Source organism: Actinomadura luzonensis (assembly GCF_022664455.2).
GTDB lineage: Bacteria > Actinomycetota > Actinomycetes > Streptosporangiales > Streptosporangiaceae > Nonomuraea > Nonomuraea luzonensis.
This window is the reverse complement of sequence record NZ_JAKRKC020000003.1, coordinates 358,468-380,839: the sequence shown is the minus strand read 5'-3', so window position 1 is coordinate 380,839 and position 22,372 is coordinate 358,468. Positions and strand designations below refer to the sequence as shown.

At 72.3% G+C, this 22,372-nt stretch carries 21 protein-coding genes; 14 read left to right on the top strand and 7 right to left on the bottom strand.

Annotation, left to right across the window (positions count from 1 at the left end):
* Nucleotides 1–84: 84 nt before the first annotated feature.
* Nucleotides 85–297: an acyl-CoA carboxylase subunit epsilon gene (locus MF672_RS46800; protein WP_242375621.1), complete on the bottom strand. Its 213-nt coding sequence runs from the start codon at nt 295–297 to the stop codon at nt 85–87.
* The gene (locus MF672_RS46795) at nt 294–1,883 is read right to left on the bottom strand and encodes an acyl-CoA carboxylase subunit beta (protein ID WP_242375620.1); all 1,590 of its coding nucleotides are present in this window, start codon (nt 1,881–1,883) and stop codon (nt 294–296) included. The genes MF672_RS46800 and MF672_RS46795 overlap by 4 nt, the downstream gene beginning before the upstream one ends.
* A gap of 36 nt (nt 1,884–1,919) precedes the next feature.
* On the opposite strand from MF672_RS46795, the gene MF672_RS46790 reads away from it, so the two are divergent.
* From MF672_RS46790 to MF672_RS46780, 3 genes are all read left to right on the top strand, one after another.
* Nucleotides 1,920–2,729 carry an ABC transporter ATP-binding protein gene (locus MF672_RS46790; protein WP_242375619.1) on the top strand — a complete coding sequence of 270 codons (810 nt, stop codon included), beginning with the start codon at nt 1,920–1,922 and terminating at the stop codon, nt 2,727–2,729.
* Nucleotides 2,726–4,291: a hypothetical protein gene (locus MF672_RS46785; protein ID WP_242375618.1), complete on the top strand. Its 1,566-nt coding sequence runs from the start codon at nt 2,726–2,728 to the stop codon at nt 4,289–4,291. The genes MF672_RS46790 and MF672_RS46785 overlap by 4 nt, the downstream gene beginning before the upstream one ends.
* Nucleotides 4,292–4,359: 68 nt before the next feature.
* Complete coding sequence (locus MF672_RS46780) at nt 4,360–6,981, top strand: phosphoenolpyruvate carboxylase (protein WP_242375617.1); 2,622 nt, start codon at nt 4,360–4,362, stop codon at nt 6,979–6,981.
* Between the two features lie 7 nt (nt 6,982–6,988).
* Here the strand turns inward: MF672_RS46780 and MF672_RS46775 are convergent, their stop codons facing one another.
* From MF672_RS46775 to MF672_RS46760, 4 genes are all read right to left on the bottom strand, one after another.
* Entirely contained in the window at nt 6,989–8,152 is a 1,164-nt protein-coding gene (locus tag MF672_RS46775) for a hypothetical protein (protein WP_242375616.1), read from the bottom strand.
* A 90-nt stretch (nt 8,153–8,242) separates the two neighbouring features.
* Nucleotides 8,243–9,328, bottom strand: coding sequence for an epoxide hydrolase family protein (locus MF672_RS46770; RefSeq protein WP_242375615.1), 1,086 nt, complete (start codon nt 9,326–9,328; stop codon nt 8,243–8,245).
* A 64-nt stretch (nt 9,329–9,392) separates the two neighbouring features.
* Nucleotides 9,393–10,235 carry a formate dehydrogenase accessory sulfurtransferase FdhD gene (gene fdhD, locus MF672_RS46765; protein WP_242375614.1) on the bottom strand — a complete coding sequence of 281 codons (843 nt, stop codon included), beginning with the start codon at nt 10,233–10,235 and terminating at the stop codon, nt 9,393–9,395.
* Nucleotides 10,232–12,436, bottom strand: coding sequence for an FdhF/YdeP family oxidoreductase (locus MF672_RS46760; RefSeq protein ID WP_242375613.1), 2,205 nt, complete (start codon nt 12,434–12,436; stop codon nt 10,232–10,234). Before MF672_RS46760 ends, fdhD begins: the two co-directional genes overlap by 4 nt.
* 33 nt (nt 12,437–12,469) lie before the next feature.
* Here MF672_RS46760 and MF672_RS46755 point away from each other — a divergent pair, with 33 nt between their 5' ends.
* From MF672_RS46755 to MF672_RS46710, 10 genes are all read left to right on the top strand, one after another.
* The gene (locus tag MF672_RS46755) at nt 12,470–13,291 is read left to right on the top strand and encodes a biotin--[acetyl-CoA-carboxylase] ligase (RefSeq protein WP_242375612.1); all 822 of its coding nucleotides are present in this window, start codon (nt 12,470–12,472) and stop codon (nt 13,289–13,291) included.
* A 64-nt stretch (nt 13,292–13,355) separates the two neighbouring features.
* The gene (locus MF672_RS46750; protein ID WP_242375611.1) at nt 13,356–13,868 is read left to right on the top strand and encodes a PH domain-containing protein; all 513 of its coding nucleotides are present in this window, start codon (nt 13,356–13,358) and stop codon (nt 13,866–13,868) included.
* Entirely contained in the window at nt 13,865–14,824 is a 960-nt protein-coding gene (locus MF672_RS46745) for an adenylate/guanylate cyclase domain-containing protein (RefSeq protein ID WP_242375610.1), read from the top strand. Before MF672_RS46750 ends, MF672_RS46745 begins: the two co-directional genes overlap by 4 nt.
* 15 nt (nt 14,825–14,839) lie before the next feature.
* Entirely contained in the window at nt 14,840–15,928 is a 1,089-nt protein-coding gene (locus MF672_RS46740; RefSeq protein ID WP_242375609.1) for an S-(hydroxymethyl)mycothiol dehydrogenase, read from the top strand.
* A complete protein-coding gene (locus MF672_RS46735; RefSeq protein WP_242375608.1) occupies nt 15,925–16,545 on the top strand; it encodes an MBL fold metallo-hydrolase in 621 nt (206 codons plus the stop codon). The genes MF672_RS46740 and MF672_RS46735 overlap by 4 nt, the downstream gene beginning before the upstream one ends.
* A gap of 121 nt (nt 16,546–16,666) precedes the next feature.
* A complete protein-coding gene (locus MF672_RS46730) occupies nt 16,667–16,843 on the top strand; it encodes a (2Fe-2S)-binding protein (protein ID WP_080042937.1) in 177 nt (58 codons plus the stop codon).
* Between the two features lie 23 nt (nt 16,844–16,866).
* Nucleotides 16,867–17,358, top strand: coding sequence for a bacterioferritin (bfr, locus tag MF672_RS46725; protein WP_242375607.1), 492 nt, complete (start codon nt 16,867–16,869; stop codon nt 17,356–17,358).
* A gap of 130 nt (nt 17,359–17,488) precedes the next feature.
* Nucleotides 17,489–18,478: an NAD-dependent epimerase/dehydratase family protein gene (locus MF672_RS46720; protein ID WP_242375606.1), complete on the top strand. Its 990-nt coding sequence runs from the start codon at nt 17,489–17,491 to the stop codon at nt 18,476–18,478.
* 118 nt (nt 18,479–18,596) lie between these two features.
* Nucleotides 18,597–19,265 (top strand): response regulator transcription factor, encoded by a 669-nt coding sequence (locus MF672_RS46715; protein WP_043620820.1) that lies wholly within the window; start codon nt 18,597–18,599, stop codon nt 19,263–19,265.
* A 4-nt stretch (nt 19,266–19,269) separates the two neighbouring features.
* Nucleotides 19,270–20,547, top strand: a complete 1,278-nt coding sequence (locus tag MF672_RS46710) for an ATP-binding protein (RefSeq protein WP_242375605.1) — start codon at nt 19,270–19,272, stop codon at nt 20,545–20,547.
* Here MF672_RS46710 and MF672_RS46705 read toward each other — a convergent pair.
* The gene (locus MF672_RS46705; RefSeq protein WP_242375604.1) at nt 20,531–21,016 is read right to left on the bottom strand and encodes a GtrA family protein; all 486 of its coding nucleotides are present in this window, start codon (nt 21,014–21,016) and stop codon (nt 20,531–20,533) included. The genes MF672_RS46710 and MF672_RS46705 overlap by 17 nt on opposite strands.
* Before the next feature lie 191 nt (nt 21,017–21,207).
* Between MF672_RS46705 and MF672_RS46700 the strand changes: the two genes are divergently transcribed.
* On the top strand, nt 21,208–22,356 hold the full coding sequence (locus MF672_RS46700) for a 5-(carboxyamino)imidazole ribonucleotide synthase (protein ID WP_302893408.1): 1,149 nt from the start codon (nt 21,208–21,210) through the stop codon (nt 22,354–22,356).
* Nucleotides 22,357–22,372 lie beyond the last annotated feature (16 nt).

Genomic DNA, 22,372 nt, shown 5'->3' with positions numbered 1-22,372 from the left:
AGTTGATCGGCTGACTATATACGCCTACTTTCTCTAGATAGTCCCAACTCCCGGGGAACTTGACACCCGATTCCCAGGATCTATCTAGGGTAGGGCGCTCATCCGCCATGCCGACTTCCCGGGAAGGACAGGCTTACGCATACCTCTAGCTGGGTTTCGCCACCTTTGCGGCTGGGGTCGCGGAGCGGGCTCCGGCGCCGCCTGCCGGGTGGCCAGCGCGACCACCAGGGCGGCGAGCTCCTCGGGTGTGGCGTCGCCGCGGACGACGCGCAGGTGCGGGGTGTCGGGCCGGCTCACAGCGGGATGTTCCCATGCTTCTTGGGCGGGAGCGAGGCGCGCTTGTTGCGCAGCGCGCGCAGCGCCCGGACGACCTGCGGGCGGGTTTCGGACGGCCGGATCACCGCGTCCACGTAGCCGCGCTCGGCGGCGATGTACGGGTTGGCCAGCGTGTCCTCGTACTCGGTGACGCGCCGGGCGCGCTCGGTGTCGGGGTCGTCCGAGGCGGCCAGCTCGCGCCGGTAGAGGATGTTGACCGCGCCCTGCGCGCCCATGACCGCGATCTGCGCGGTGGGCCAGGCGAGGTTGACGTCCGCGCCGAGGTGCTTGGAGCCCATGACGTCGTACGCGCCGCCGTACGCCTTGCGGGTGATCACGGTGATCAGCGGGACGGTGGCCTCGGCGTAGGCGTAGAGGAGCTTGGCGCCGCGGCGGATGATTCCGTTCCATTCCTGATCGGTGCCGGGCAGGAATCCCGGAACATCGACAAAAGTCAGGATCGGAATATTGAACGCATCACATGTTCGAATAAAGCGGGCCGCCTTCTCCGATGCGTTGATATCCAGACAACCTGCGAAATGCATCGGCTGGTTCGCGACCACGCCCACCGACTGGCCGTCCACCCGCCCGTAGCCGACCACGATGTTCGGCGCGAACTGCGCGTGGACCTCCAGGAACTCCCCGTCGTCCAGCACGTGCCCGATCACCTCGTGCATGTCGTACGGCTGGTTCGGCGAGTCGGGGATCACCTCGTCCAGCTCGGGATCGGGATCGAGGTCGTCGGCCGCCTGGTAGGCCGGGGGCTCGTCGAGGTTGTTGGACGGCAGGTACGACAGCAGCGCCTTGACGTAGTCGAGCGCGTCGTTCTCGTCGGCCGCCTGGTAGTGGGACACGCCCGACCTGGTGCTGTGCGCGTGCGCCCCGCCCAGCTCCTCGAACGTGACCTCCTCGCCGGTCACCGTCTTGATGACGTCGGGGCCGGTGATGAACATGTGCGACGTCTGGTCCACCATCACCACGAAGTCGGTCAGCGCGGGGGAGTAGACGTGGCCGCCGGCGGCCGCGCCCATGATGAGCGAGATCTGCGGGATGACGCCGGAGGCGTGCACGTTGCGCTTGAAGATCTCGGCGTACAGGCCGAGCGCGACCACGCCCTCCTGGATGCGCGCGCCGCCGCCCTCGTTGATGCCGATGATCGGGCAGCCGGTCTTGAGCGCCAGGTCCAGCACCTTGACGATCTTCTCGCCGTACACCTCGCCGAGCGAGCCGCCGAAGACGGTGACGTCCTGCGAGAAGACGCAGACCTGCCGCCCGTCGATCGTGCCGTGCCCGGTGATCACGCCGTCGCCGTACGGCCGCCGCTTCTCCAGCCCGAACATCGTCGAGCGGTGCCGGGCGAACTCGTCGAACTCCACGAACGAGCCCTCGTCCAGCAGCGCGAGCACCCGCTCCCGCGCCGTCATCTTGCCCTTGGCGTGCTGTTTCTCCACCGCCGCCGCGGAACCGGCGTGCACGGCCTCGTCGAGCCGCCGCTCCAGATCGGCGATCTTCCCTGCGGTGGTGTGAATGTCCGGCTGCTCCGGCAGTGGCTCCGCGGTCGCACTCATGCGCGCAAGGCTAACCCTTCCTCCTAGAGTGGGGCCATGACGGATGCCGTTCGCACGCACGGCCTGGTCAAGAGATACGGGCAGCAGGTCGCGGTGGCGGGGGTCGACCTGGTCGTCCCGGCCGGCAGCTTCGCGGGCCTGGTCGGCCCGAACGGGGCGGGCAAGACCACCACGCTGAGCATGATCACGGGGCTGCTGCGGCCGGACGGCGGCACGGCCGAGGTCGACGGGTTCCACGTCTGGCGCGACCCGGTCGAGGTCAAGGCGCGCATCGGCGTGTTACCGGAGGGGCTGCGGCTGTTCGAGCGGCTGTCCGGGCGCGAGCTGCTGGTGTACGCCGGGCGGCTGCGCGGCATCCCCAAGGCCGAGGTCGAGCGGCGGGCGAGCGAGCTGCTGGCCGTGATGGACCTGACGGGCGCCGCCGACAAGCTCGTGGTCGACTATTCCACCGGCATGCGCAAGAAGATCGGGCTCGCGGCGGCGCTGCTGCACAACCCGTCGGTGCTGTTCCTGGACGAGCCGTTCGAGGGCGTCGACCCGGTGAGCGCGAACACGCTCACCGAGGTGCTGCGGGGCTTCACCGCCTCCGGTTCCACCGTGATCTTCTCCAGCCACGTGATGGACCTGGTCGAGCGGCTGTGCGACTGGGTGTCGGTGATGAACCAGGGGCACATCGTCGCGCAGGGCCCGCTGGAGCAGGTCCGCGGCGGGCGCAGCCTGAACCAGGCGTTCCTTGAGCTGGTCGGCGGCACGGCGCACGCCCGCGGCGGCGGCCTCGCCTGGCTCGGCGCCAAGGCCCGCGACCTCCAGCGACCCACGCGGGCCCGCGACGAGGGCACGCCGTGACCACGGTGGCGCTGTTCGCGCAGCTCAAGCTCCGCCTCCTCGCCGGCAACCTGCGCGGCGACCTCCAGCGCAAGCTCGGCTTCCTGTTCACCACGGCCCTCGCCCTCGGCCTGGCCGCGCTCGGCTTCTTCCTGATGAGCCTGCTGCGCCTGGCCCCGCCCGACGTCGCGGCCGAGCTGGTGATCGTCGCCTTCACCCTGTTCCTGTTGGGCTGGATGATCGTGCCGCTGATGGCGTTCGGCCTGGACGACACGCTCGACCCGGCCAAGCTGGCGCTGTTCCCGCTGCCGACGCGCCGCCTCGCGGTGGGCATGTTCACCGCGTCCGTGACCGGCGTCTGGCCGCTCGCGATGCTGGCCGTCACCGCGGGCGCGCTCGTCGCGCTGCCGGCCGGGCCCGGCGGGGTGCTGCTCGGGGTGCCCGCCGTGCTGCTGCAGTTCGCGCTCTGCGTGGTGACCTCGCGCCTGATCACCACGTCGCTGTCCAGCGCGCTCCGCACCCGGCGCGGCCGGGACGTGCTGGCCGTGGCCGCCCTGCTCGTCGTGCTGCTCGCCCAGCTCCCCAACCTCATCGTCAACCGCGGGCTCGGCGATCCCGCGGCCATGCTGCACGCGCTGGCCGGCGTGCTGCGCTGGACCCCGTCCGGCATGGCCGCGCACGCCATCGCCGACGGCGGCCTGACCGGCCTCGGCGAGCTGGCGGTCGTGGCGGCGCTGGTGGCGGCGGTCGGCTGGCTGTGGATCAGGGCGCTCGGCCGGGCGCTGGTCACGCCGGACGTCTCCACCCAGGCGGCCTCCGTCCGCAAGGACAGCGGCTGGGCCGACCGCGTCCTGCCGGACGGGCCGCTCGCGGCCGTGGTGGCGAAGGAGCTGAAGTACATCAGGCGCGAGCCGAGGTTCCGGGTGGGCTGGTTCAGCGCGGTCGTGGTCACGCTGGTGTTGTCGTTCTCGCTCAGCCGCACCACCGAGGGCGGCCCCGGCCAGGCGACGCCCATCGTCATCACCACCGTCGGCGCGCTGATGATCGCCATCCAGTCGGGCAACGCGTTCGGCGTGGACGGGCGCTCCCTGTGGATGAACGCCGTCACCTTCGGCTCGGAGCGCGGCCTCGCCACCGACCTCGCCGGCCGCCACCTGGCCAACGCGATGATCGCGGTGCCGCTGCTGGCCGTGATCGGGGTCGGCGCGGGCCTGTTCAGCGGGCAGCCGGGGTCGATCCTGCCCGCCGTGCTCGGCGGGTGGGGCGCGCTCGGCGTCGGGCTCGGGGTCGGCTCGGTGACCAGCGTCGTGCTGCCGTACTCGGTGCCCGAGCGGATGAACGCCTTCAGCAGCGCCGCGCCCGGCCAGGGCGGGCAGGCGTTCGCGTCCTCGCTCGGGGCGATGGCCGGCATCGCGCTCCTGGCGCTGCCGTTCCTGGTGCCGCTGGCGTTCGGGCTGGTGTGGGTCGCCGCGGTGGCTCCGTTCTACGGCCTGCTGGTCGAGACGCTGGGCCGCCGCCTCGCCGCGAAGATCGGCTTCGCCCGCCTGCCCGAGCTGATGGCGGCCGTCTCCAAGGGCACCTGAGCAGTGGTCTAGTCCAATAAGTGAGACCGGTCTACGGGCTCAGAAATCGACTCGCTACCCTTCGAAGCATGATTGACCAGGGGCTCGAACGTCGCAGCGCGGCCGTGACGGAGATGCCGGACGAGCTGCGCCACGATGTGCGGCTGCTCGGCAAGCTGCTCGGCCAGGTGCTCGCCGAACAGGGCGGCGAAGACCTGCTGGCCGACGTCGAACGGTTGCGCAAGGCCGTCATCGCGGCGCGCAAGGGCGAGATCTCGGCCGATGTGATCACCGACATGGTCGCCGGTTGGGAGATCGAGCGGGCGGTCGAGGTCGCCCGCGCTTTCACCTGCTACTTCCACCTGGCCAACCTGGCCGAGGAGCACTACAGGATCCGCACGCTGCGCGAGCGGGACGCCGAGGGCAGGGTCCAGCGCGAGTCGCTGGCGCAGGCCGTCCACGAGCTGGGCCACGACCGCGTGACCGAGCTGCTGGACGGCCTGGAGCTGCACCCGGTGCTCACCGCGCACCCGACCGAGGCGCGCAGGCGGGCCGTCGTCACCGCCATCCAGCGCGTCAGCCACCAGCTCACCGAGTACAACACTCCCGGCCGCGGGGCCTCGGAGCGCGCCGAGAGCAAGCGGCGCATGCTGGAGGAGATCGACCTGCTGTGGCGCACCGCCCAGCTCCGCTCCACCAAGCTCGACCCGCTCGACGAGGTGCGCACCGCGATGGCCGCCTTCGACGAGACGCTGTTCCGCATGGTGCCGCAGGTCTACCGCGCGCTCGACGCCGCGCTCGACCCGGCGACCGGCACCCGCCCGCCGCAGGCCAGGCCCTTCATCCGGTACGGGAGCTGGATCGGCGGCGACCGCGACGGCAACCCGTACGTGACCGCCAAGGTCACCCGAGAGACCATCCAGATCCAGTCCGAGCACGTGCTGGCCGCGCTGGAGACCGCCTGCGCGCGCATCGCCCGCACGCTGACCGCCTCCGCCCAGTTCGCGCCGTGCTCGCCCGAGCTGAAGACGGCGCTGGCCGAGGCCGTGGCCGCGCACCCGGAGACCGTCTCCGAGCTTGCCACCCGCTCGCCGCGCGAGCCGCACCGGCAGTGGCTGCTGTTCGTGGCCGCGCGCATCGCCGCCACCCAGCGCCGCCACCTCGACCTGGCCTACCGCTCGCCCGCCGAGCTGCTGACGGACCTGCGGCTGGCCCAGGACTCGCTGGCCGCCTCGGCGCCGCGGCAGGCGTACGGGGAGCTGCAGCACCTCATCTGGCAGGTCGAGACGTTCGGCTTCCACCTCGCCGAGCTGGAGGTGCGCCAGCACTCCCAGGTGCACGCGAGCGCGCTGGAGGAGCTGCGGGCCGGCGGCGAGCTGTCGGAGCGCACCGAGGAGGTGCTGGCCACGATCCGGGTGATCTCCTGGATCCAGGAGCGCTTCGGCACCACCGCCTGCTCCCGCTACGTGGTGTCCTTCACCCGCTCGGCCGACGACATCGCGGCCGTCTACGAGCTGGCCCGGCACGCCCTCGGCGACCGCGCGCCGGTGCTGGACGTGGTGCCGCTGTTCGAGTCCGGTCAGGACCTCGCCAACTCGCCGGACGTGCTCAGCGGCATGCTGGAGATCCCCGAGATGCGGCAGCGGCTGGCCGACAACGGCCGGCGCATGGAGATCATGCTCGGCTACTCCGACTCGGCCAAGGAGCTCGGCCCGGCCGCCGCCACCCTGCGCCTGTACGAGGCCCAGGAGGCGCTGACCAGGTGGGCCGCCGAGCACGACGTCAAGCTGCGGATGTTCCACGGCAGGGGCGGCGCGCTCGGCCGCGGCGGCGGCCCGGCCAACCGGGCGGTGCTGGCCCAGGCGCCGGGCTCGGTCGCGGGCCGGTTCAAGGTCACCGAGCAGGGCGAGGTCATCTTCGCCCGCTACGGCCACATCGCGATCGCCCGCCGGCACCTGGAGCAGGTCACGAACGCGGTCCTGCTGGCCTCCTCGCCCACCGTGAGCACCCGGACGGCGGCCGCCGCCGAGCGGTTCCGCGGGCTGGCCGAGCGGGTGGCGGTGGCGTCGGAGCAGGCGTACCGGGCGCTGACCGAGGCCCCGGGCTTCCCCGAGTGGTTCGGCCTGGTCAGCCCGCTGGAGGAGATCGGCACGCTGCGGCTCGGCTCGCGGCCGGCCCGGCGCGGCCTTGGCGCGCCGCGCTCGCTGGACGACCTGCGGGCGATCCCGTGGGTCTTCGCCTGGGCGCAGACCCGGGTCAACCTGCCCGGCTGGTACGGCCTCGGCACCGGCCTCGCCGCCGTCGGCTCGCTGGACGAGCTGCGGGCGGCGTACGCGGAGTGGCCGCTGTTCAACGCGCTGCTGGACAACGCCGAGATGTCGCTGGCCAAGACCGACCGCTCGATCGCCAAGCGCTACCTGGCGCTCGGCGGGCGCGAGGACTTCGCCCGGCAGGTCATGGAGGAGTACGACCGCACCCGCGACCTGGTGCTCCGCGTGACCGGCCACACCCGGCTGCTGGAGAACCGCAAGGTGCTCTCGCGCGCCGTGCAGCTCCGCGACCCGTACGTGGACGCGCTGTCGCACCTGCAGCTCCGCGCCCTGCGCGCGCTGCGCACCGAGAACCCCTCGGAGCGCGAGCGCGACCGGCTGTCCACCCTGCTGCTCCTGTCGGTGAACGGGGTGGCGGCCGGCCTGCAGAACACCGGCTGACGCCCGCTCAGCCCTCCCCGGCGGCGGGGGCGGGCGGCTCTCCCCGCAGCAGGCGGGCGAGCCGCCGCACGCCCTCGCCGTCGAAGGCGGCCTCCCGGTCGCCGAAGCACACGCCCTTGCCGCGGAAGTCGTTGAGCACCAGCGGGGCGCCCTGCGCGACGGTGAGCCTGAGGCCGCTCTCGTACTCGGCGGCCGACTCCGCGGGGTCCTCGACGGCCGTCACGTCCGCCCATCGGACCAGGCCCGAGGTGGTGGCGGACATCATGCTCTCGCGGGCCCACGCGAGGTGCGTCGTGGTGAACAGCAGCGCCACGTAGCGGCCGAACTCGCCGGGCAGCGCGCACCGGCACATCGCGACCAGTTCCTCCTCGCCGGTCAGGGTGCCGGCGAGCGCGTCGCGCTGCGTGTCGCGCAGGCCCTTCTCGAACTCGCCGGCCCGCGCGGCGAGCAGCGCGACGGCGCGGGCGCGCCTGGCCTCCGCGGGGCTCCGCCAGACGGGGGCCGCCGCCGCCGCGCCGCGGAAGTCGTGCCCGCACTCCGGGCAGGTCAGCAGGACGGTCTCGGTGCGCGGGGCGCGGCAGCCGGGGCAGAAGGCGGTGAGCCCGGCGGTCTCGAAGTCGGCGCTGTCGCACGCGGCGCAGACCCGGGACAGCGCCTTGTCCTTGACGTCCTGCTTGCCGGCCTCGTCCTCGACGAGTTGCAGCAGGAGCAGGGCGATCGACCGGTAGGGGTGCTCGACGTCGAACCCGGCGGCGCTCTTGGCCAGGCCGCTGGTCTGCTTCGCCTGCGCCGCGTCGGACTGCTCCTCGTTCGTCCGGCTCTCGCGGTCGGGGTCGACCAGCAGCGTGCGGTCGCAGACCCGGCAGCGGTGGCGGACCCGGAGGCGGCCCTGCTCGCGCAGCGCCTCCCTGATCAGGGACTGCCCGTGGATGAGCTCGATCCACGCGGCGGCCTCGCCGGGCATCCGGACCGGCTCCTCGCCGGGAGCCGTGGCGCCGAGCAGGCGCACCAGCTCCTTGAGCGCGCCGGCGTCGGGGGTCTGCCCGGCGGCCGAGGGCTCGGCGAGGATCTCCTGGGCCGCCTCCTGGAGCGCCGTGACCTCGGCCGGGCCGAGGAACAGCGCCTGGCCGGTGTCGTCGCGCGTGAATAAGCACCCTGGCGAAACGCTCATGGCTTCCCCTCCCCTTGCCAGGCCGTAGGGCAACGATAGGGCGGCGCGCCCCGGCGAGGAGGGCGCCGCCTGTGCCCTTTTGGTGACTGTTCAGTCACTCAATGCGGTGAAGAAGGCGATGATGTCGTCGGTGAGCGCCTTCGTCGCGGTGTGGGCCGTGTAGTGGCCGTGCGCGGGGGCGGGCAGCGTCTTCCAGGACACGATGGCGGCGTGGTCGCGGTCGGCGAAGCGGCGGATCGACTTGAAGTCGCCCTCGGCCATGGCCAGCGCGAGCGGCACCGTCGTCGGCTCCTTCGGCTGCTCCGCGCGGGCGTTCTCCCAGTACAGGCGGAGGGCTGAGCCGGCGGTGCCGGTGAACCAGTAGACGGCGGCGTTGGCCAGCACGAACTCGTCGTCCAGGTCCTCGTCGAAGAGCTGGGCCAGCCAGCCGACCAGGCCGGCGGGGGAGTCGGCGAGGGCGTGCGCGAGGGTCTGCGGCTGCTGGGACTGCAGGACGTTGAAGGCGCCCTTCTCCTTCCAGAACCAGTCGAGGACGGCGAGGCCCGCCTGGTCCTCCTCGCTCAGCCCGGCGAACTCGGCCGGGTCGCCCGAGGGGAAGGAGAAGACCTGGGTGACGTGCACGCCCACCACCTGGGAGGGGGCGAGCCGGCCGAGCTCGGGGGAGATCATCGAGCCGGCGTCGTTGCCGGCCGCGCCGTAGCGCTCGTAGCCGAGCCGGGACATCAGCTCGGCCCAGGCGGCGGCGATGCGCTGGTTGCTCCAGCCGAGCTCCTTGGTCGGGCCGGAGAAGCCGTAGCCCGGCAGCGACGGGATGACCAGGTGGAAGTGGCGGGAAAGGGGCTCGATCGCGTCGAGGTACTCCATGACCGAGCCGGGCCAGCCGTGGGTGAGCAGGAGCGGCAGGGCGTCCGGGTTCGCGGAGCGGATGTGCAGGAAGTGGATCCGCTGCCCGTCGATCTCGGTGGTGAACTGCGGGTGGGCGTTGAGCCGGGCCTCCACCGCGCGCCAGTCGAAGCCGTCGCGCCACCGGGTGACCAGGCGCCGCACGCGCTCGACGGCGACGCCCTGCTCCGCGCCCGGGATCTCGTCGGTGAAGCGGGTGAGGGCGAGGCGGGCCTGGAGGTCGTCGAGGTCGGCCTGGGGAACGGCGACGCGGAAGGGGGTGATCGTCGACATGACGCGATCCTCTCGGAAGTGCGGAACGGTTCGTTCTGTTCCAACAGTAGCAGAACGGAATGGTTTATTCCATAGCTAGCCGCTCCTCGCCCGCGTACACGTTGCACCTCTCGCCCCGCAGGAACCCGACCAGCGTCATCCCGAACTCCCGGGCCAGCTCCACGGCCAGCGACGACGGCGCCGAGACCGCGCACACCACGGGCACCCCCGCGGCCAGCGCCTTCTGCATGATCTCGTAGCTGGCCCGGCCGCTCACCACGAGCACGTGCCCGGCGAGCGGCAGCCGGCCGGTCAGCGCGGCCCAGCCGGTCAGCTTGTCCACGGCGTTGTGGCGGCCCACGTCCTCGCGCACCCCCACCAGCGCGCCCTCGCCCGTGAACAGGCCGGCCGCGTGCAGGCCGCCGGTCTTGCCGAACACGCCCTGACCGCGCCGCAGCGCGTCCGGCAACCCGTACAGGACGCCGGGGGAGAGCCGCAGCGGGTCCGCGGGCAGCGGCCGGCAGCGGTCGCGCAGGGCCTCCAGGCTGGCCGAGCCGCAGACGCCGCACGCGCTGGAGGTCAGGAAGTGCCGCTCCAGCGCGGGCAGGTCGGGAAGGGGTCCGCGCAGCCGCACGGTGACGGTGTTGTAGCGCGCCTCGGGCGGCAGGTCCTCGTCCGTGCAGTACGCGATCGCCGCGATGTCGCCGGGCCCGGCCAGCCCCTCGCCGTGCAGGAACCCGGCGGCCAGCTCGAAGTCGTGGCCCGGCGTCCGCATGGTGATCGCGACCGTCCTGCGCCCGCCGTCCGGCGCGGTCACCCGGATCTCCAGCGGCTCCTCGGTGGCGAGGTCGTCGCGCCGCTCGCGCGCGGTGGCGCCGTTCAGCTCGCGCACGCGGGCCCGCGTGGTGGGCCCCGGCCGGGTCCTCACAGCGCCCGCACGGTGACGAGGGCGTTGTAGTCGGGGATGCGCGCCTGCGGCGAGCGGCGGCTCTCGTCCAGTAGCACGTTGCCCTCCGGCCAGTGCACCTGGAGGTTGCCCGGCAGCAGCGGCGCCCGCAGCACCCTGCCCCGGTACGTCCGCCCGCCCGAGCGCAGCTCGACCGGCGCGCCGTCGGGCAGGCCGAGCCGGTCGGCGTCGTACGGGCTCATCAGCACCGCCTCGCGCACCGCGCCGTTGAAGCCGTCGCGCCGCTCGTGGACCATGCTGTTGAACTGCTTGCCGCGCCGGGTCGCCACCATGAACGCGCCGTCCGGCCGCTCCAGCGCGGGCGGCTCGACGACGGAGAACCGGCCGCGCCCGTCCGGCGTCTGGAAGCGGCCGTCGGCGAACAGGTGCCGCCCGCCGTACTGCACGTTGTCGCCGAAGCGGGCCAGGCCCGCGATGCCCGCGTAGAACGGCACCGCCCGCTCGATCTCGGCCCTGATCTGCGGCGTCCCGGCGAAGCGGACCTGGCGGGCGAGCTCCGGACGCACCCGGGCGGCCAGCTCGCCGAAGATCTTCCACTCCGGCCACGCCTCGCCGACGCGCGGCCCCTCCACCTCCGGCGAGAAGATGATCCGCCGCTCGGTGGAGGTCTCGGTGACGCCGCCGGTCATCTCGTAACGCGTCTGCGCGGGCAGCAGCAGCACGTCGCCCGCGCCCTCCACCAGCATCTGCGACGACAGCACGATGTCGATGTGCACCCGGAGCGGCAGCCGCGCCAGCGCCTCCCTGCAGTAGGCCGGGTCGGGCAGCACCTCCAGGAAGTTGCCGCCGGAGGAGACGAGCGCGTCCAGCTCGCCCCGATGCGCGGCGTCGATCATGTCGGTGGCGGTCAGGCCGGGGGTGTCCGGCACCTCGAAGCCCCACAGCTCGCTGAAGCGGGCCGCGTTCTCCGGCGTGATGGGCAGGCCGCCGGGCAGGCCGGTCGCGTACGCGCCCATCTCGGCCCCGCCCTGCACCCCGCTGTGCCCGCGGATCGGCATCAGCCCGCACTTGTCGCGGCCGAGGAAGCCGCGGGCCAGCGCCAGGTTGACGATCGCGCGCACGTTGTCCTCGCCGTAGGCGTGCTGGGTGATGCCCATCGACCACACCAGGACGGCCGAGCGCGCCTCGCCGAGCAGCCTGGCCAGCCGGAGCATGTCCTCGCGCGAGGCCCCCGACAGCGCCTCCAGCTCCTCCCACGACTGCCCGGCCACGGCCCGGCGCGCCTCCTCGAAGCCGCTGGTGCGCCGGTCGACGAACGCCTTGTCCACCCAGTCGTGCTCGATCAGGTGCTTGAGCACGCCGTTGAGGAAGCCGATGTCGCCGCCCACGTTGACGCCGAAGAACTCGTCGGTGATCCTGGTGCCGAACAGCGCGGACTCGGCGTTCGACGGCACCCAGTAACGGTCCATGCCGGGCTCGCGGTAGGCGTTGACCATGGCGATCCTCGTGCCGGCCTTCTTGGCGTGGTAGAGGTACTTCATCGCGACCGGCTGGTTGTTCGACGGGTTCGAGCCGATGAAGACGATGAGGTCGGAGCCGATCCAGTCGCTGTAGGAGCAGGTGGTGGCCGCCGCGCCGACGGTCTGCTTGAGCGCGACCGTCGAGGGTGAGTGGCAGATGCGGGCGGCGTTGTCCACGCTGTTGGTGCCGAGCGCGCGCACCGCCTTCTGGGCCGCGTAGTAGTTCTCGTTCGGCATGCCGCGGCTGGTCAGGTAGGTCCCGAACCGGCTGCCGCGCAGCCCGTCGGCGGCCACGCGCAGCGCCTCGTCCCAGGAGACGCGGGTGAAGCCGGGCTCGCCCGCGCGCCGCAGCATCGGGTACGGCAGCCGCCCCAGCTCCCGCAGCTCCGCGCTGCGCCGCCCGGCCAGCGCGGACACGTCGCCGAGCAGCGAGACGTCCAGGGCGGGCATGGTGTTGAGCGGCAGCAGCCGCAGCCTGATGTTGCACAGGTGGATCTCGTCCATCGTCCAGTCGCGCATGCCCTGCGTGCCGAGCGCGCAGCCGTCGCAGGTGCCCTGGTTCAGGATCCGCCAGGCGTAGCCTCTGCGTCCCTTGACCGACTTGAACGCCTTCCACAGCTCCAGGTAATTGTTCGGCTTGCGCAACCCCATCCCGAACGGCCGCCAGGAGGCCCAGTTGCGCGGATCCAGACGCTTGCTCATCTCTCCATCCTCCCTCGCTGCCAAGATAGGGGGATGCCCGACTCGCGCTATTCCGACCTCGACCGCCCGCCGCTGTCCGAGACGGCGCTCAACCGCGCCCTCGTCCGACCCGGCGGCCTGTGGACGGGCGTCACCGTCGTGGACAGCACCGGCTCCACCAACGCCGACCTCGTCCACGCCGCCAAGGAGGGCGTCCCGGAGGGGGCGGTCCTGGTGGCGGAGGCGCAGGAGGCCGGCCGGGGCCGGCTCGGCCGCACTTGGAGCGCCCCGCCGCGCTCGGGGCTGACGTTCTCGATCCTGCTGCGGCCGGAGGCGCCGGTGGCCGCGCACGGCTGGCTGCCGCTCCTGTACGGCGTCGCCGCCGCCTCCGCCGTCCGCCGCCTGGCCGAGGTGGACGTGCGCCTGAAGTGGCCCAACGACCTGCTGATCGGCGAGCGCAAGCTGGCCGGCGTGCTGGCCGAGCGGGCCGACGGCGGGGTGGTCGTCGGCATGGGCATGAACGTGTCGCAGCGCGCCGACGAGCTGCCCGTCGCCACCGCGACGTCGCTGGCCGTCGAGGAGGCCGCCTGCCTCGACCGCGACCCGCTGCTGCGGGCCGTGCTGCGCGAGGTCGAGGCCCACTACCGCGAGTGGGCGGCGGCCGGCGGCGACGCCGAGGCGTGCGGGCTGCGCTCGGCGTACCTGGCGGCCAGCGCCACCGTGGGCCGCGACGTCAGGGTCGAGCTGCCCGGCGAGCAGGCGCTCGTCGGGCGGGCGAGCGGCGTCGACGCCTCCGGCCGCCTCCTGGTCGAGGGCCCGGGCGGCGAACGCGCGCTCAGCGCCGGCGACGTCGTCCACGTGCGCCCCGCGCACTAGCGGGTGCCCGCGGAATGGGGCGTCGGCGTGGCCCCGGGGCGGCGTTGGTGGCACGATTTGGGCCATGACCCTTCCCGACCACCATCTGACGCAGGGTGAGCGGCGCATCCGGTCCTTCCATCCGCACTGGAAGCGGCTCATCGGACCGGTCGTCGCCCTCGTGCTCATCGCCGCCGCCTCGGGCGTGGCTCTGTGGTTGATCCCCTCGGACTGGCAGTTCGCCCTCTACGGGCAGGCCGCCGTCGTCGTCATCGCGCTCATCCTGCTGACGATCTGGTCGTTCACCCCCTACCTGCGCTGGAAGAACACCGGCTACGTGCTCACCACCCACCGCTTCACCATCAGCCAGGGGGTGCTCAACAAGTCCACCGACGAGATCCCGATCGCCAAGGTCAACACGGTCAGCTCCGACCAGACCCTCACCGAGCGCCTGCTCGGCTGCGGCACGCTGACCGTCGAGTCCGCGGGCGACCGGGGTGAGATCGTGCTGCGCGACATCCCGCACATCCAGGACGTCCGGATGGACCTGTTCAGGCTCGTCGAGGACGCCTCGGACGGCCAGCTCGACGGCCGTTGAGCACCCAGGGGCGGCCGACCGCCGAGGACATCGAACGCCTGCTCGTCGGCCTGCCGCCGCGCTACACCCGGGCCGAGGTGGCTGAGCTGAGCGGCGTGCCGCAGGCGCTGGCCGCGCGCATCTGGCGGGCGCTCGGCTTCGCCCAGCGGGCCGACGACGCGGTGGCCTTCACCGAGGCCGACGTGAAGGCGCTGCGCCGGGTCCGCCACATGCTCGACTCCGGCGCCCTGGACGAGGAGACCGCCGTCCGCATGGCCCGCGCGCTCGGCCAGACCACGGCCCGGCTGGCGCAGTGGCAGGCCGAGATCATGACGACCGCGATGCTGCCGCCCGAGCCCGGCGACGACGACCTCGCCAGGATGCTCGACGCCGCCCGCGGCCTGCTGCCCGACTTCGAGCGGGTGCTCATCCACGTCTGGCGGGCGCAGCTCGCCGCGGCCGGCACCCGGCTGCTGGCCCTCGCCGACCTCAACGACGAGCCGCTGCCCACCCGGGTGCCCATGGCGGTGGGCTTCGCCGACCTGGTGTCCTTCACCCGGCGCTCGCGCGAGCTGGACGAGCGCGAGCTGGCCGGGCTGGTGGAGGGGTTCGAGTCGCGGGCCTCCGACGTGGTGGCCTCGCACGGCGCGCGGCTGGTCAAGACGCTGGGCGACGAGGTGCTGTTCACCGCGCCGGCCCCGGAGCAGGCGGCGGCCATCGCGCTCGACCTGATCGAGGCCGACGAGCTGCGCATCGGGGTGGCGTACGGGCCGGTGGTGCCGATGATGGGCGACGTGTTCGGCACCACGGTCAACCTGGCCGCCCGCCTCACCGCGATCGCCCGTCCCGGCACCGTCCTGGTGGACGCCGCACTGGCCGCCGAGCTGGCCGGCCACGACCTGCACAAGATCAGGAAACGCCCGGCCAGAGGGCTCGGCGTGGTGCAGCCCTATGTCTTGCGGAGATCATCCTCCTGACACAAGATGGCTGCCATGCCGTACGAAGTGCAGGGCGTCGTCGCCCGGGGCAAGGGCCAGGAAGTCTCACTCGAAACCGTTCTCGTGCCGGACCCCGGGCCGGGCGAGGCGGTGGTGAACGTGCGGGCCTGCGGGGTCTGCCACACCGACCTGCACTATCGGGAGGGCGGGATCAGCGACGACTACCCGTTCCTGCTGGGGCACGAGGCGGCGGGCACGGTGGAGGCGGTCGGCGAGGGCGTGACCGAGGTCGCGCCGGGCGAATTCGTGATCCTCAACTGGCGGGCGGTGTGCGGCCAGTGCCGGGCGTGCCTGCGCGGCCGCCCCTGGTACTGCTTTAACACGCACAACGCCAAGCAGCGGATGACGCTGAAGGACGGCACCGAGCTGTCCCCGGCGCTCGGCATCGGCGCGTTCCTGGACAAGACGCTGGTGGCCGCCGGGCAGTGCACCAAGGTCTCGGCCGACGCCCCGGCGGAGGTCGCGGGCCTGCTGGGGTGCGGCGTGATGGCGGGCATCGGCGCGGCGATCAACACCGGCGGCGTCACCCGCGGCGACAGCGTCGCGGTGATCGGCTGCGGCGGCGTCGGCGACGCGGCGGTCCTCGGCGCCTCGCTGGCCGGCGCGGCCAAGGTCATCGCGGTGGACGTGGACGACCGCAAGCTGGAGTGGGCGCGCGGCTTCGGCGCCACCCACACGGTCAACTCCCGGTCGGCGGACCCGGTGGCGGCGATCCGCGAGCTGACCGGCGGCCACGGCGCGGACGTGGTCATCGAGGCGGTCGGCCGGCCCGAGACCTACGAGCAGGCGTTCTACGCCCGCGACCTGGCCGGCACGGTCGTGCTGGTCGGCGTCCCGACCCCGGAGATGCGCATCGACCTGCCCTTGCTGGACGTCTTCGGCCGCGGCGGCGCGCTGAGGTCGAGCTGGTACGGCGACTGCCTGCCCTCGCGCGACTTCCCGATGCTGATCGACCTGTTCCTGCAGAACCGGCTGCCGCTCGACAAGTTCGTCACCGAGACCATCGGGCTCGACCAGGTCGAGGAGGCGTTCGCCAAGATGCACCGGGGCGAGGTGCTGCGTTCGGTGGTGACGTTCCCGTGATCGACCGGGTCATCACCTCGGGCACGTTCTCGCTGGACGGTGGCACCTGGGACGTCGACAACAACGTCTGGCTGGTCGGCAACCACCGCGAGGTCGTCGTCATCGACGCCGCCCACGACGCCGCCGCGATCGCCGAGCGGGTGGGCGGGCGCCAGGTCCGGGCCATCGTGTGCACGCACGCCCACAACGACCACATCAACGCCGCCCGCGAGCTGTCCGAGCGCACCGGCGCCCCGATCCGGCTGCACCCGGCCGACCAGGTGCTCTGGGAGCAGGAGTACGGCGACAAGGCGAGCTACGAGCCGCTGGCCGACGGCGAGCGGATCGAGGTGGGCGGCTGCGTCCTGGAGGTCCTGCACACGCCGGGCCACTCGCCGGGCGCGGTGTGCCTGCACGGGCCCGAGCTGGGCGCGTTGTTCAGCGGCGACACGCTGTTCAAGGGCGGGCCGGGGGCGACCGGGCGGTCGTACTCGTCGTTCGGCACGATCATCGACTCGATCAGGACGAGGCTGCTGACGCTGCCGCCGGAGACGGTCGTGCACACGGGCCACGGCGAGTCGACCTCGATCGGCGCGGAGGCCCCGCACCTGGAGGAGTGGGTCGCGCGCGGCCACTGACGATCACCGGGAGGTAGCTCACTGTGGCCCACCTAACATAGGCAAGCCTTACCGAAGTGAGCTATCTTAGGTGTGCCTAACCTAAAGGCGCCCGTCCCTGCGTGAGAGGCCGCTCCCCGGTATGTATGTCTGCATCTGTCGTGCTGTGACCGAGAACGAGGTGCACGACTGCATCGCCGCCGGGGCGAAGAGCGCGAAGCAGATTCGCGACACCACTGGTGCCGGTGGGGACTGTGCCCGATGTGTGCGGAAGATCTGTGCGATCCTGAAACGGTCTGAAGAACTGACGACCGCATAGCCGGATAGCAGGGGGCCCGTCACATGCAGGGCGACAAGCAGATCATCGAGTTGCTCAACGAGCAGTTGACCGCCGAGCTCACCGCGATCAACCAGTACTTCCTGCACGCCAAGATGCAGGAGAACTGGGGGTACACCAAGCTCGCCGAGCACACCCGCGACGAGTCGATCGAGGAGATGCGGCACGCCGAGCGCCTCACCGACCGCATCCTCTTCCTGGAGGGGCTGCCCAACTACCAGCGCCTCGGCACCCTGCACATCGGGCAGACGGTCGAGGAGCAGCTGCGCGCCGACCTCGAGGTCGAGATGTCGGTCGTCGAGCGCCTGCGGCCGGCGATCCAGCTCATGCGCGAGAAGGGCGACATCACCTCGGCCAACATCTTCGAGGACATCCTGCGCGACGAGGAAGAGCACATCGACTACCTGGAGACCGAGCTGGGCCTGATCAACAGCCTCGGCATCCAGCTCTACCTGGCCCGCTACGCCAAGCCGCAGCACAAGGACAAGGACTTCTAGCCGCTTCCGGCCGCGCGGCCGCCCGGCCGTCCGGCCGCGCCGGGCCCGCCCCGGCGGGTCCGAGTGGTCCGGCGGAACTCCCGCCAAGTGGCTCGCCGCGGCGAGGCGCCCGGGTCCTACGGTGGACGGCATGACGAGCGAGAACGTTCCCGGCCTGCGTGTCTTCCTGGCCGGCGGCGCGGGGGTGCTCGGCCGCCGCGTCATCCCGTTGCTGACCGCCGCGGGCCACACCGTGGTCGCCACCACCCGCTCCCCGCGCCGCACCGGTCTGCTGCGCGACCTCGAGGCCGAGCCGGTGCGCGTGGACGCCCACGACGCCGGCGCCCTGGCCGCGGCCGTCCGCGCGGCGGCCCCGGACGTGGTGCTGCACCAGCTCACCGACCTCGCCGGGGGCGACCTGGCGGCCAACGCCCGGCTGCGCGAGCAGGGCACGCGCAACCTCGTGGCCGCCGCCCTGGCCGCCGGGGTGCGCCGGATCGTGGCGCAGAGCATCTGCTGGACGTACGTGCCGGGCGACGGGCCGGCCGCCGAGTCCGTCCCGCTGGACCTCGGCGCGACCGAGCCGCGCCGCACCACGGTCGCGGGCGTGGCCGCGCTGGAGGCGGCGGCGCGCGAGCTGCCCGAGTGGGTGGTGCTGCGCTACGGCATGCTGTACGGGCCCGGCACCTGGTTCGCGCCGGACGGCCTGCGGGCCGCGCAGGCCCGCGAGGGGGCACTGCGGGCGGGGGCCGACGTGACGAGCTTCGTGCACGTGGACGACGCCGCGACCGCCGCCGTGACGGCCCTCGGCTGGCCGTCGGGGGCGGTGAACGTCTGCGACGACGAGCCCGCGCCGGCCCGCGAGTGGCTGCCCGCCTTCTGCCGCGCGGTGGGCGCCCCGCCGCCGCCCGCGAGCGACGCGCCGCGCGACCCGGCGGCGCGCGGCGCGGACAACCGGCACGCGCGCCGGGAGCTCGGCTGGAGGCCGGCGTACCCGTCGTGGCGGGAGGGCTTCGCGACACTCGCCATTGATCGCGATATTCCGGACAACGGCCATTCCCGGCAATTCATCAATGGCAGGGTTGAGAATTCCGGTGACGGGCATGATGAGCCGATGCCCGCCCCCGGGAAAGTGCGGTAATTTAATCACGACGAACCGTATTTTAGTCGTGTTTGCCCAGGTCAATGGATAGGTCAACGACAAGTCAAACCGCGCGCTGCTGCCGGGAAACGATCGCCTAAGGTCCTACGATCGCTTCATGACCTGCGTACTTCTCGCCGAGGATGACACCTCGATCTCGGAGCCACTCGCGCGTGCCCTGCGCCGCGAGGGCTATCAGGTCGAAGTGAGTCCCGACGGCCCGCAGGCCCTTGAGCGGGCCTTGTCGGGCGGTATCGACCTCATAGTTCTCGACCTCGGGCTGCCCGAGATGGACGGCCTGGAGGTGGCCAGGCGCATCCGCGCCGAGGGCCACGGCACCCCGGTCCTGATCCTCACCGCCCGCGTGGACGAGGTGGACACGGTCGTCGGCCTCGACGCCGGGGCCGACGACTACGTGACCAAGCCCTTCCGGCTGGCCGAGCTGCTGGCCCGGGTGCGGGCGCTGCTGCGCCGCGGCACCTCCGAGACGCCGGTCGTCCAGGGGGTGCGCATCGACGCCGACTCCCGCCGCGCCTGGATGGGGGAGAAGGAGCTGCACCTGACCACCAAGGAGTTCGACCTGCTGCGGGTGCTGGTCCGCGACGCGGGCAAGGTGGTCACCCGCGAGCAGATCATGCGCGAGGTCTGGGACACCAACTGGTGGGGCTCCACCAAGACCCTCGACATGCACATCTCCTGGCTGCGGCGCAAGCTCGGCGACGACGCCGCCAAGCCGCGCTACATCACGACCGTCCGGGGAGTCGGCTTCCGGTTCGAACGCGAGTAGGCGGATGCGCCGTCGACTGCTCACCTCCACCCTGGTCGTCGCGGTGATCGCGGTCCTGTTGCTGGGGGTCCCCCTGGGCGTCGTGGTGAGCCGCCTGATCGTCGACGAGGCGGCTCAGGAGCTCGGGGCGGAAGCCAAACGTCTCGTGGGAGAGGTCGAGTACGCCCGCGTCCAGGAGACGCCGCTCGACCCTCAGCAACTGGAACAGAAGTACCCGGGCAGGTACATACAGATCTGGGAACGCGGAACCCCCCTCCGGGTGACGGTCGTCGGCACGGCTCCGGCGTCCGGTCACCTCATGACGGAGGACGCGCAGACCAACACCGGCGTCTACGTCCGGATCAGCCGTGACCGGGACCAGGTCGAGCGCGACGTGCGCGCTCGCCTGCTGCTCATCGTCGCCCTGGCGGTCGCCGCGCTGGCGGTGGCCGTGAGCCTGGCCGTCGTGCAGTCCCGCCGGCTGACGCTGCCCCTGCAGGACCTGGCGAAGATCGCCGACCGGCTGGGCTCCGGCGACGCGCGGCCGAGCAAACACCGGTACGGCATCCCCGAGCTGGACCGCGTGGCGCAGGTGCTCGACCGCAGCGCCGCCCGCATCTCCGACCTGCTGACGCGCGAGCGTGAGTTCGCCACCGACGCCTCCCACCAGCTCAGGACCCCCCTGACCGGCCTCACCATGCGCCTGGAGGAGATCGTCGCGGCGGCCGGCGAGCCGGAGGTCGTCCGCGAGGAGGGCGAGGCGGCGATCGTCCAGGCCGAGCGGCTGACGGCGGTCATCGACGAGCTGCTGGCCGCCGCGCGCCGCCAGAGACACGCGCAGGCCGAGCCGGTCGCCATCGACGAGGTGCTGGTCCAGCAGGTCACCGAGTGGGGGCCGGTGTTCCGCGACGCGGGCCGCGCCCTGCGGCTGGAGGGCACGCGCGGGCTGAAGGCCCTCGCCACGACCGGCGGGTTCGGCCAGGTGGTGGCGTCCCTGCTGGAGAACTCGCTGCGGCACGGCGGCGGCACGGTCACCGTCACCAGCACCAGCGGCGACAACTACGTGGTGGTGGAGGTGGCCGACGAGGGCCCCGGTATCGCCGACGAGATCGCCCCCAAGATCTTCGAGCGGAACGTCAGCGGCGGCGGCGGCACCGGCCTCGGCCTGACGCTGGCTCGCGCGCTCGCCGCGGCCGACGGCGGGCGGCTGGAGCTGGTGCGGCGGCGGCCGGCGACGTTCGCCGTCTTCCTGCGGCCGGCCGAGGAGGACAGCAGGAACCGGGTGGTCAGCGGTCCTGCGTGACGCCCGGCTGCTCGGGCAGCTCGACCGGGATGGGCTCGGTGGCCTCCAGGAAGACCCACTTCTTGTACGACCAGTAGCGGAAGAGGGTGCCGAGCCCCACGCCGACGATGTTGGCGATGTTGACGCTGAGCGCGTCGTCGAGGCCGAGCGTGTAGGTGGTGAAACCGATCGTCAGGATGCCGAACAGCAGGGCGATGCCGTTGAGCAGGAAGAACAGGAAGTACTCGCGGCCGAGGCCGGTCTGCTCGCGGTGGCGGAACGTCCAGAAGCGGTTGCCGAGATAGGCGAACGTGGTGGACACCGTCGTCGCCACGAGCTTGGACGTCAGCGGGCCCAGCCCGATCGGGCCGTGGCAGAGGTTGAGCAGGCCGGTGTCGATCACGAAGGCGATCGCTCCGATGCTGCCGAACTTGGCCAGCTCGTGGACCAGGGACGAGAACCGCTCGTAGAGGCGCTTGACGACTTCCACGTCTGTGCTTCGGTCCCTTCTTCGAGTCCTTCGCCGAGCTCGATCACCCCAGCGTACCGGCCGTCGTGGAGGGCCGGTGTCAGACGGATGAACTTACCCCGTAAAGCCGTACTTATGAAATATCGGGCAATCGGGGCGGTGTCCGGCCTGCGTGGAAGGGCTGTCGGGGCGTCCGGGTAAGCTCACCTGGCGTGAGTTCCTACCGCCCCATCGGTCCGGTCGTCGGCATCGTCGGCGCAGGTCAGCTGGCCAGAATGACACAGCCCCCCGCCATCGCGCTGGGCGTCGAGCTGAGGGTGCTGGCGAACGCGCCCGACGAGAGCGCCGCCCGGGTCATCGTCGACACGCGCATCGGCGACTACCGCGATCTCGACGTGCTGCGGGAGTTCGCCCAGGGCTGCGACGTCATCACCTTCGACCACGAGCACGTGCCGACCGAGCACATCGAGGCGCTCATCGCCGAGGGGCACCACGTGCAACCGGGTGCGGCGGCCCTCGTGCACGCCCAGGACAAAGCGGTCATGCGCGAGCGGCTGAGCGCCATCGGCGTGCCCTGCCCGGCCTGGGCGCGGGTGTCGTCCCCGGCCGACGTGACGGCCTTCGCCGAGCAGCACGGCTGGCCGGTCGTGCTCAAGGCGGTGCGCGGCGGCTACGACGGCCGCGGCGTCTGGGTGTGCCGCGACGCGGCCGAGGCCGAGGAGGCGTTCGCGTCGGGCGCGCCGCTCATGGCCGAGGCGTTCGTGCCGTTCGAGCGGGAGCTGGCCGTCATGGTGGCCCGCTCGCCGCATGGCCAGGGCGTCAGCTACCCGGTGGTGGAGACCGTCCAGCAGGACGGCATCTGCGTCGAGGTGCTCGCCCCCGCGCCCGGCCTCGACGCCGAGCAGTCCGCGCAGGCCCAGCGCATCGGGCTCACCATCGCCAATGAGCTGGGCGTCACCGGGCTGCTGGCGGTCGAGCTGTTCCAGACCGCGACCGGGCTCGTGGTCAACGAGCTGGCCATGCGCCCCCACAACAGCGGCCACTGGACCATCGAGGGCTCCCGCACCTCGCAGTTCGAGCAGCACCTGCGGGCCGTGCTCGACCTGCCGCTCGGCTCGCCCACGATGACCGCCCAGGTCGTCGTCATGGCCAACCTGCTCGGCGGCGACGACCCCGACCTGTTCAAGCGCTACGAGCACGTGCTCGCCCACGATCCCGGCATCAAGCTGCACTTCTACGGCAAGCAGGTGCGGCCCGGCCGTAAGATCGGGCACGTCACGGCCGTCGGCTCCAACCTCGACGAGGTCCGCGCCCGCGCCCGCCACGCCGCCGTCCACCTCATGACAGGGGAGTACACGTGAGTGAGCGCAGCGAACG

Bases quoted from the DNA above. Each gene is read 5' to 3' on its own strand.
- MF672_RS46795 (WP_242375620.1), bottom strand. From the start codon at position 1,883: ATGAGTGCGACCGCGGAGCCACTGCCGGAGCAGCCGGACATTCACACC.
- MF672_RS46790 (WP_242375619.1), top strand. From the start codon at position 1,920: ATGACGGATGCCGTTCGCACGCACGGCCTGGTCAAGAGATACGGGCAG.
- MF672_RS46780 (WP_242375617.1), top strand. From the start codon at position 4,360: ATGATTGACCAGGGGCTCGAACGTCGCAGCGCGGCCGTGACGGAGATG.
- MF672_RS46775 (WP_242375616.1), bottom strand. From the start codon at position 8,152: ATGAGCGTTTCGCCAGGGTGCTTATTCACGCGCGACGACACCGGCCAG.
- MF672_RS46770 (WP_242375615.1), bottom strand. From the start codon at position 9,328: ATGTCGACGATCACCCCCTTCCGCGTCGCCGTTCCCCAGGCCGACCTC.
- MF672_RS46760 (WP_242375613.1), bottom strand. From the start codon at position 12,436: ATGAGCAAGCGTCTGGATCCGCGCAACTGGGCCTCCTGGCGGCCGTTC.
- MF672_RS46755 (WP_242375612.1), top strand. From the start codon at position 12,470: ATGCCCGACTCGCGCTATTCCGACCTCGACCGCCCGCCGCTGTCCGAG.
- MF672_RS46750 (WP_242375611.1), top strand. From the start codon at position 13,356: ATGACCCTTCCCGACCACCATCTGACGCAGGGTGAGCGGCGCATCCGG.
- MF672_RS46740 (WP_242375609.1), top strand. From the start codon at position 14,840: ATGCCGTACGAAGTGCAGGGCGTCGTCGCCCGGGGCAAGGGCCAGGAA.
- MF672_RS46730 (WP_080042937.1), top strand. From the start codon at position 16,667: ATGTATGTCTGCATCTGTCGTGCTGTGACCGAGAACGAGGTGCACGAC.
- bfr (WP_242375607.1), top strand. From the start codon at position 16,867: ATGCAGGGCGACAAGCAGATCATCGAGTTGCTCAACGAGCAGTTGACC.
- MF672_RS46720 (WP_242375606.1), top strand. From the start codon at position 17,489: ATGACGAGCGAGAACGTTCCCGGCCTGCGTGTCTTCCTGGCCGGCGGC.
- MF672_RS46715 (WP_043620820.1), top strand. From the start codon at position 18,597: ATGACCTGCGTACTTCTCGCCGAGGATGACACCTCGATCTCGGAGCCA.
- MF672_RS46710 (WP_242375605.1), top strand. From the start codon at position 19,270: ATGCGCCGTCGACTGCTCACCTCCACCCTGGTCGTCGCGGTGATCGCG.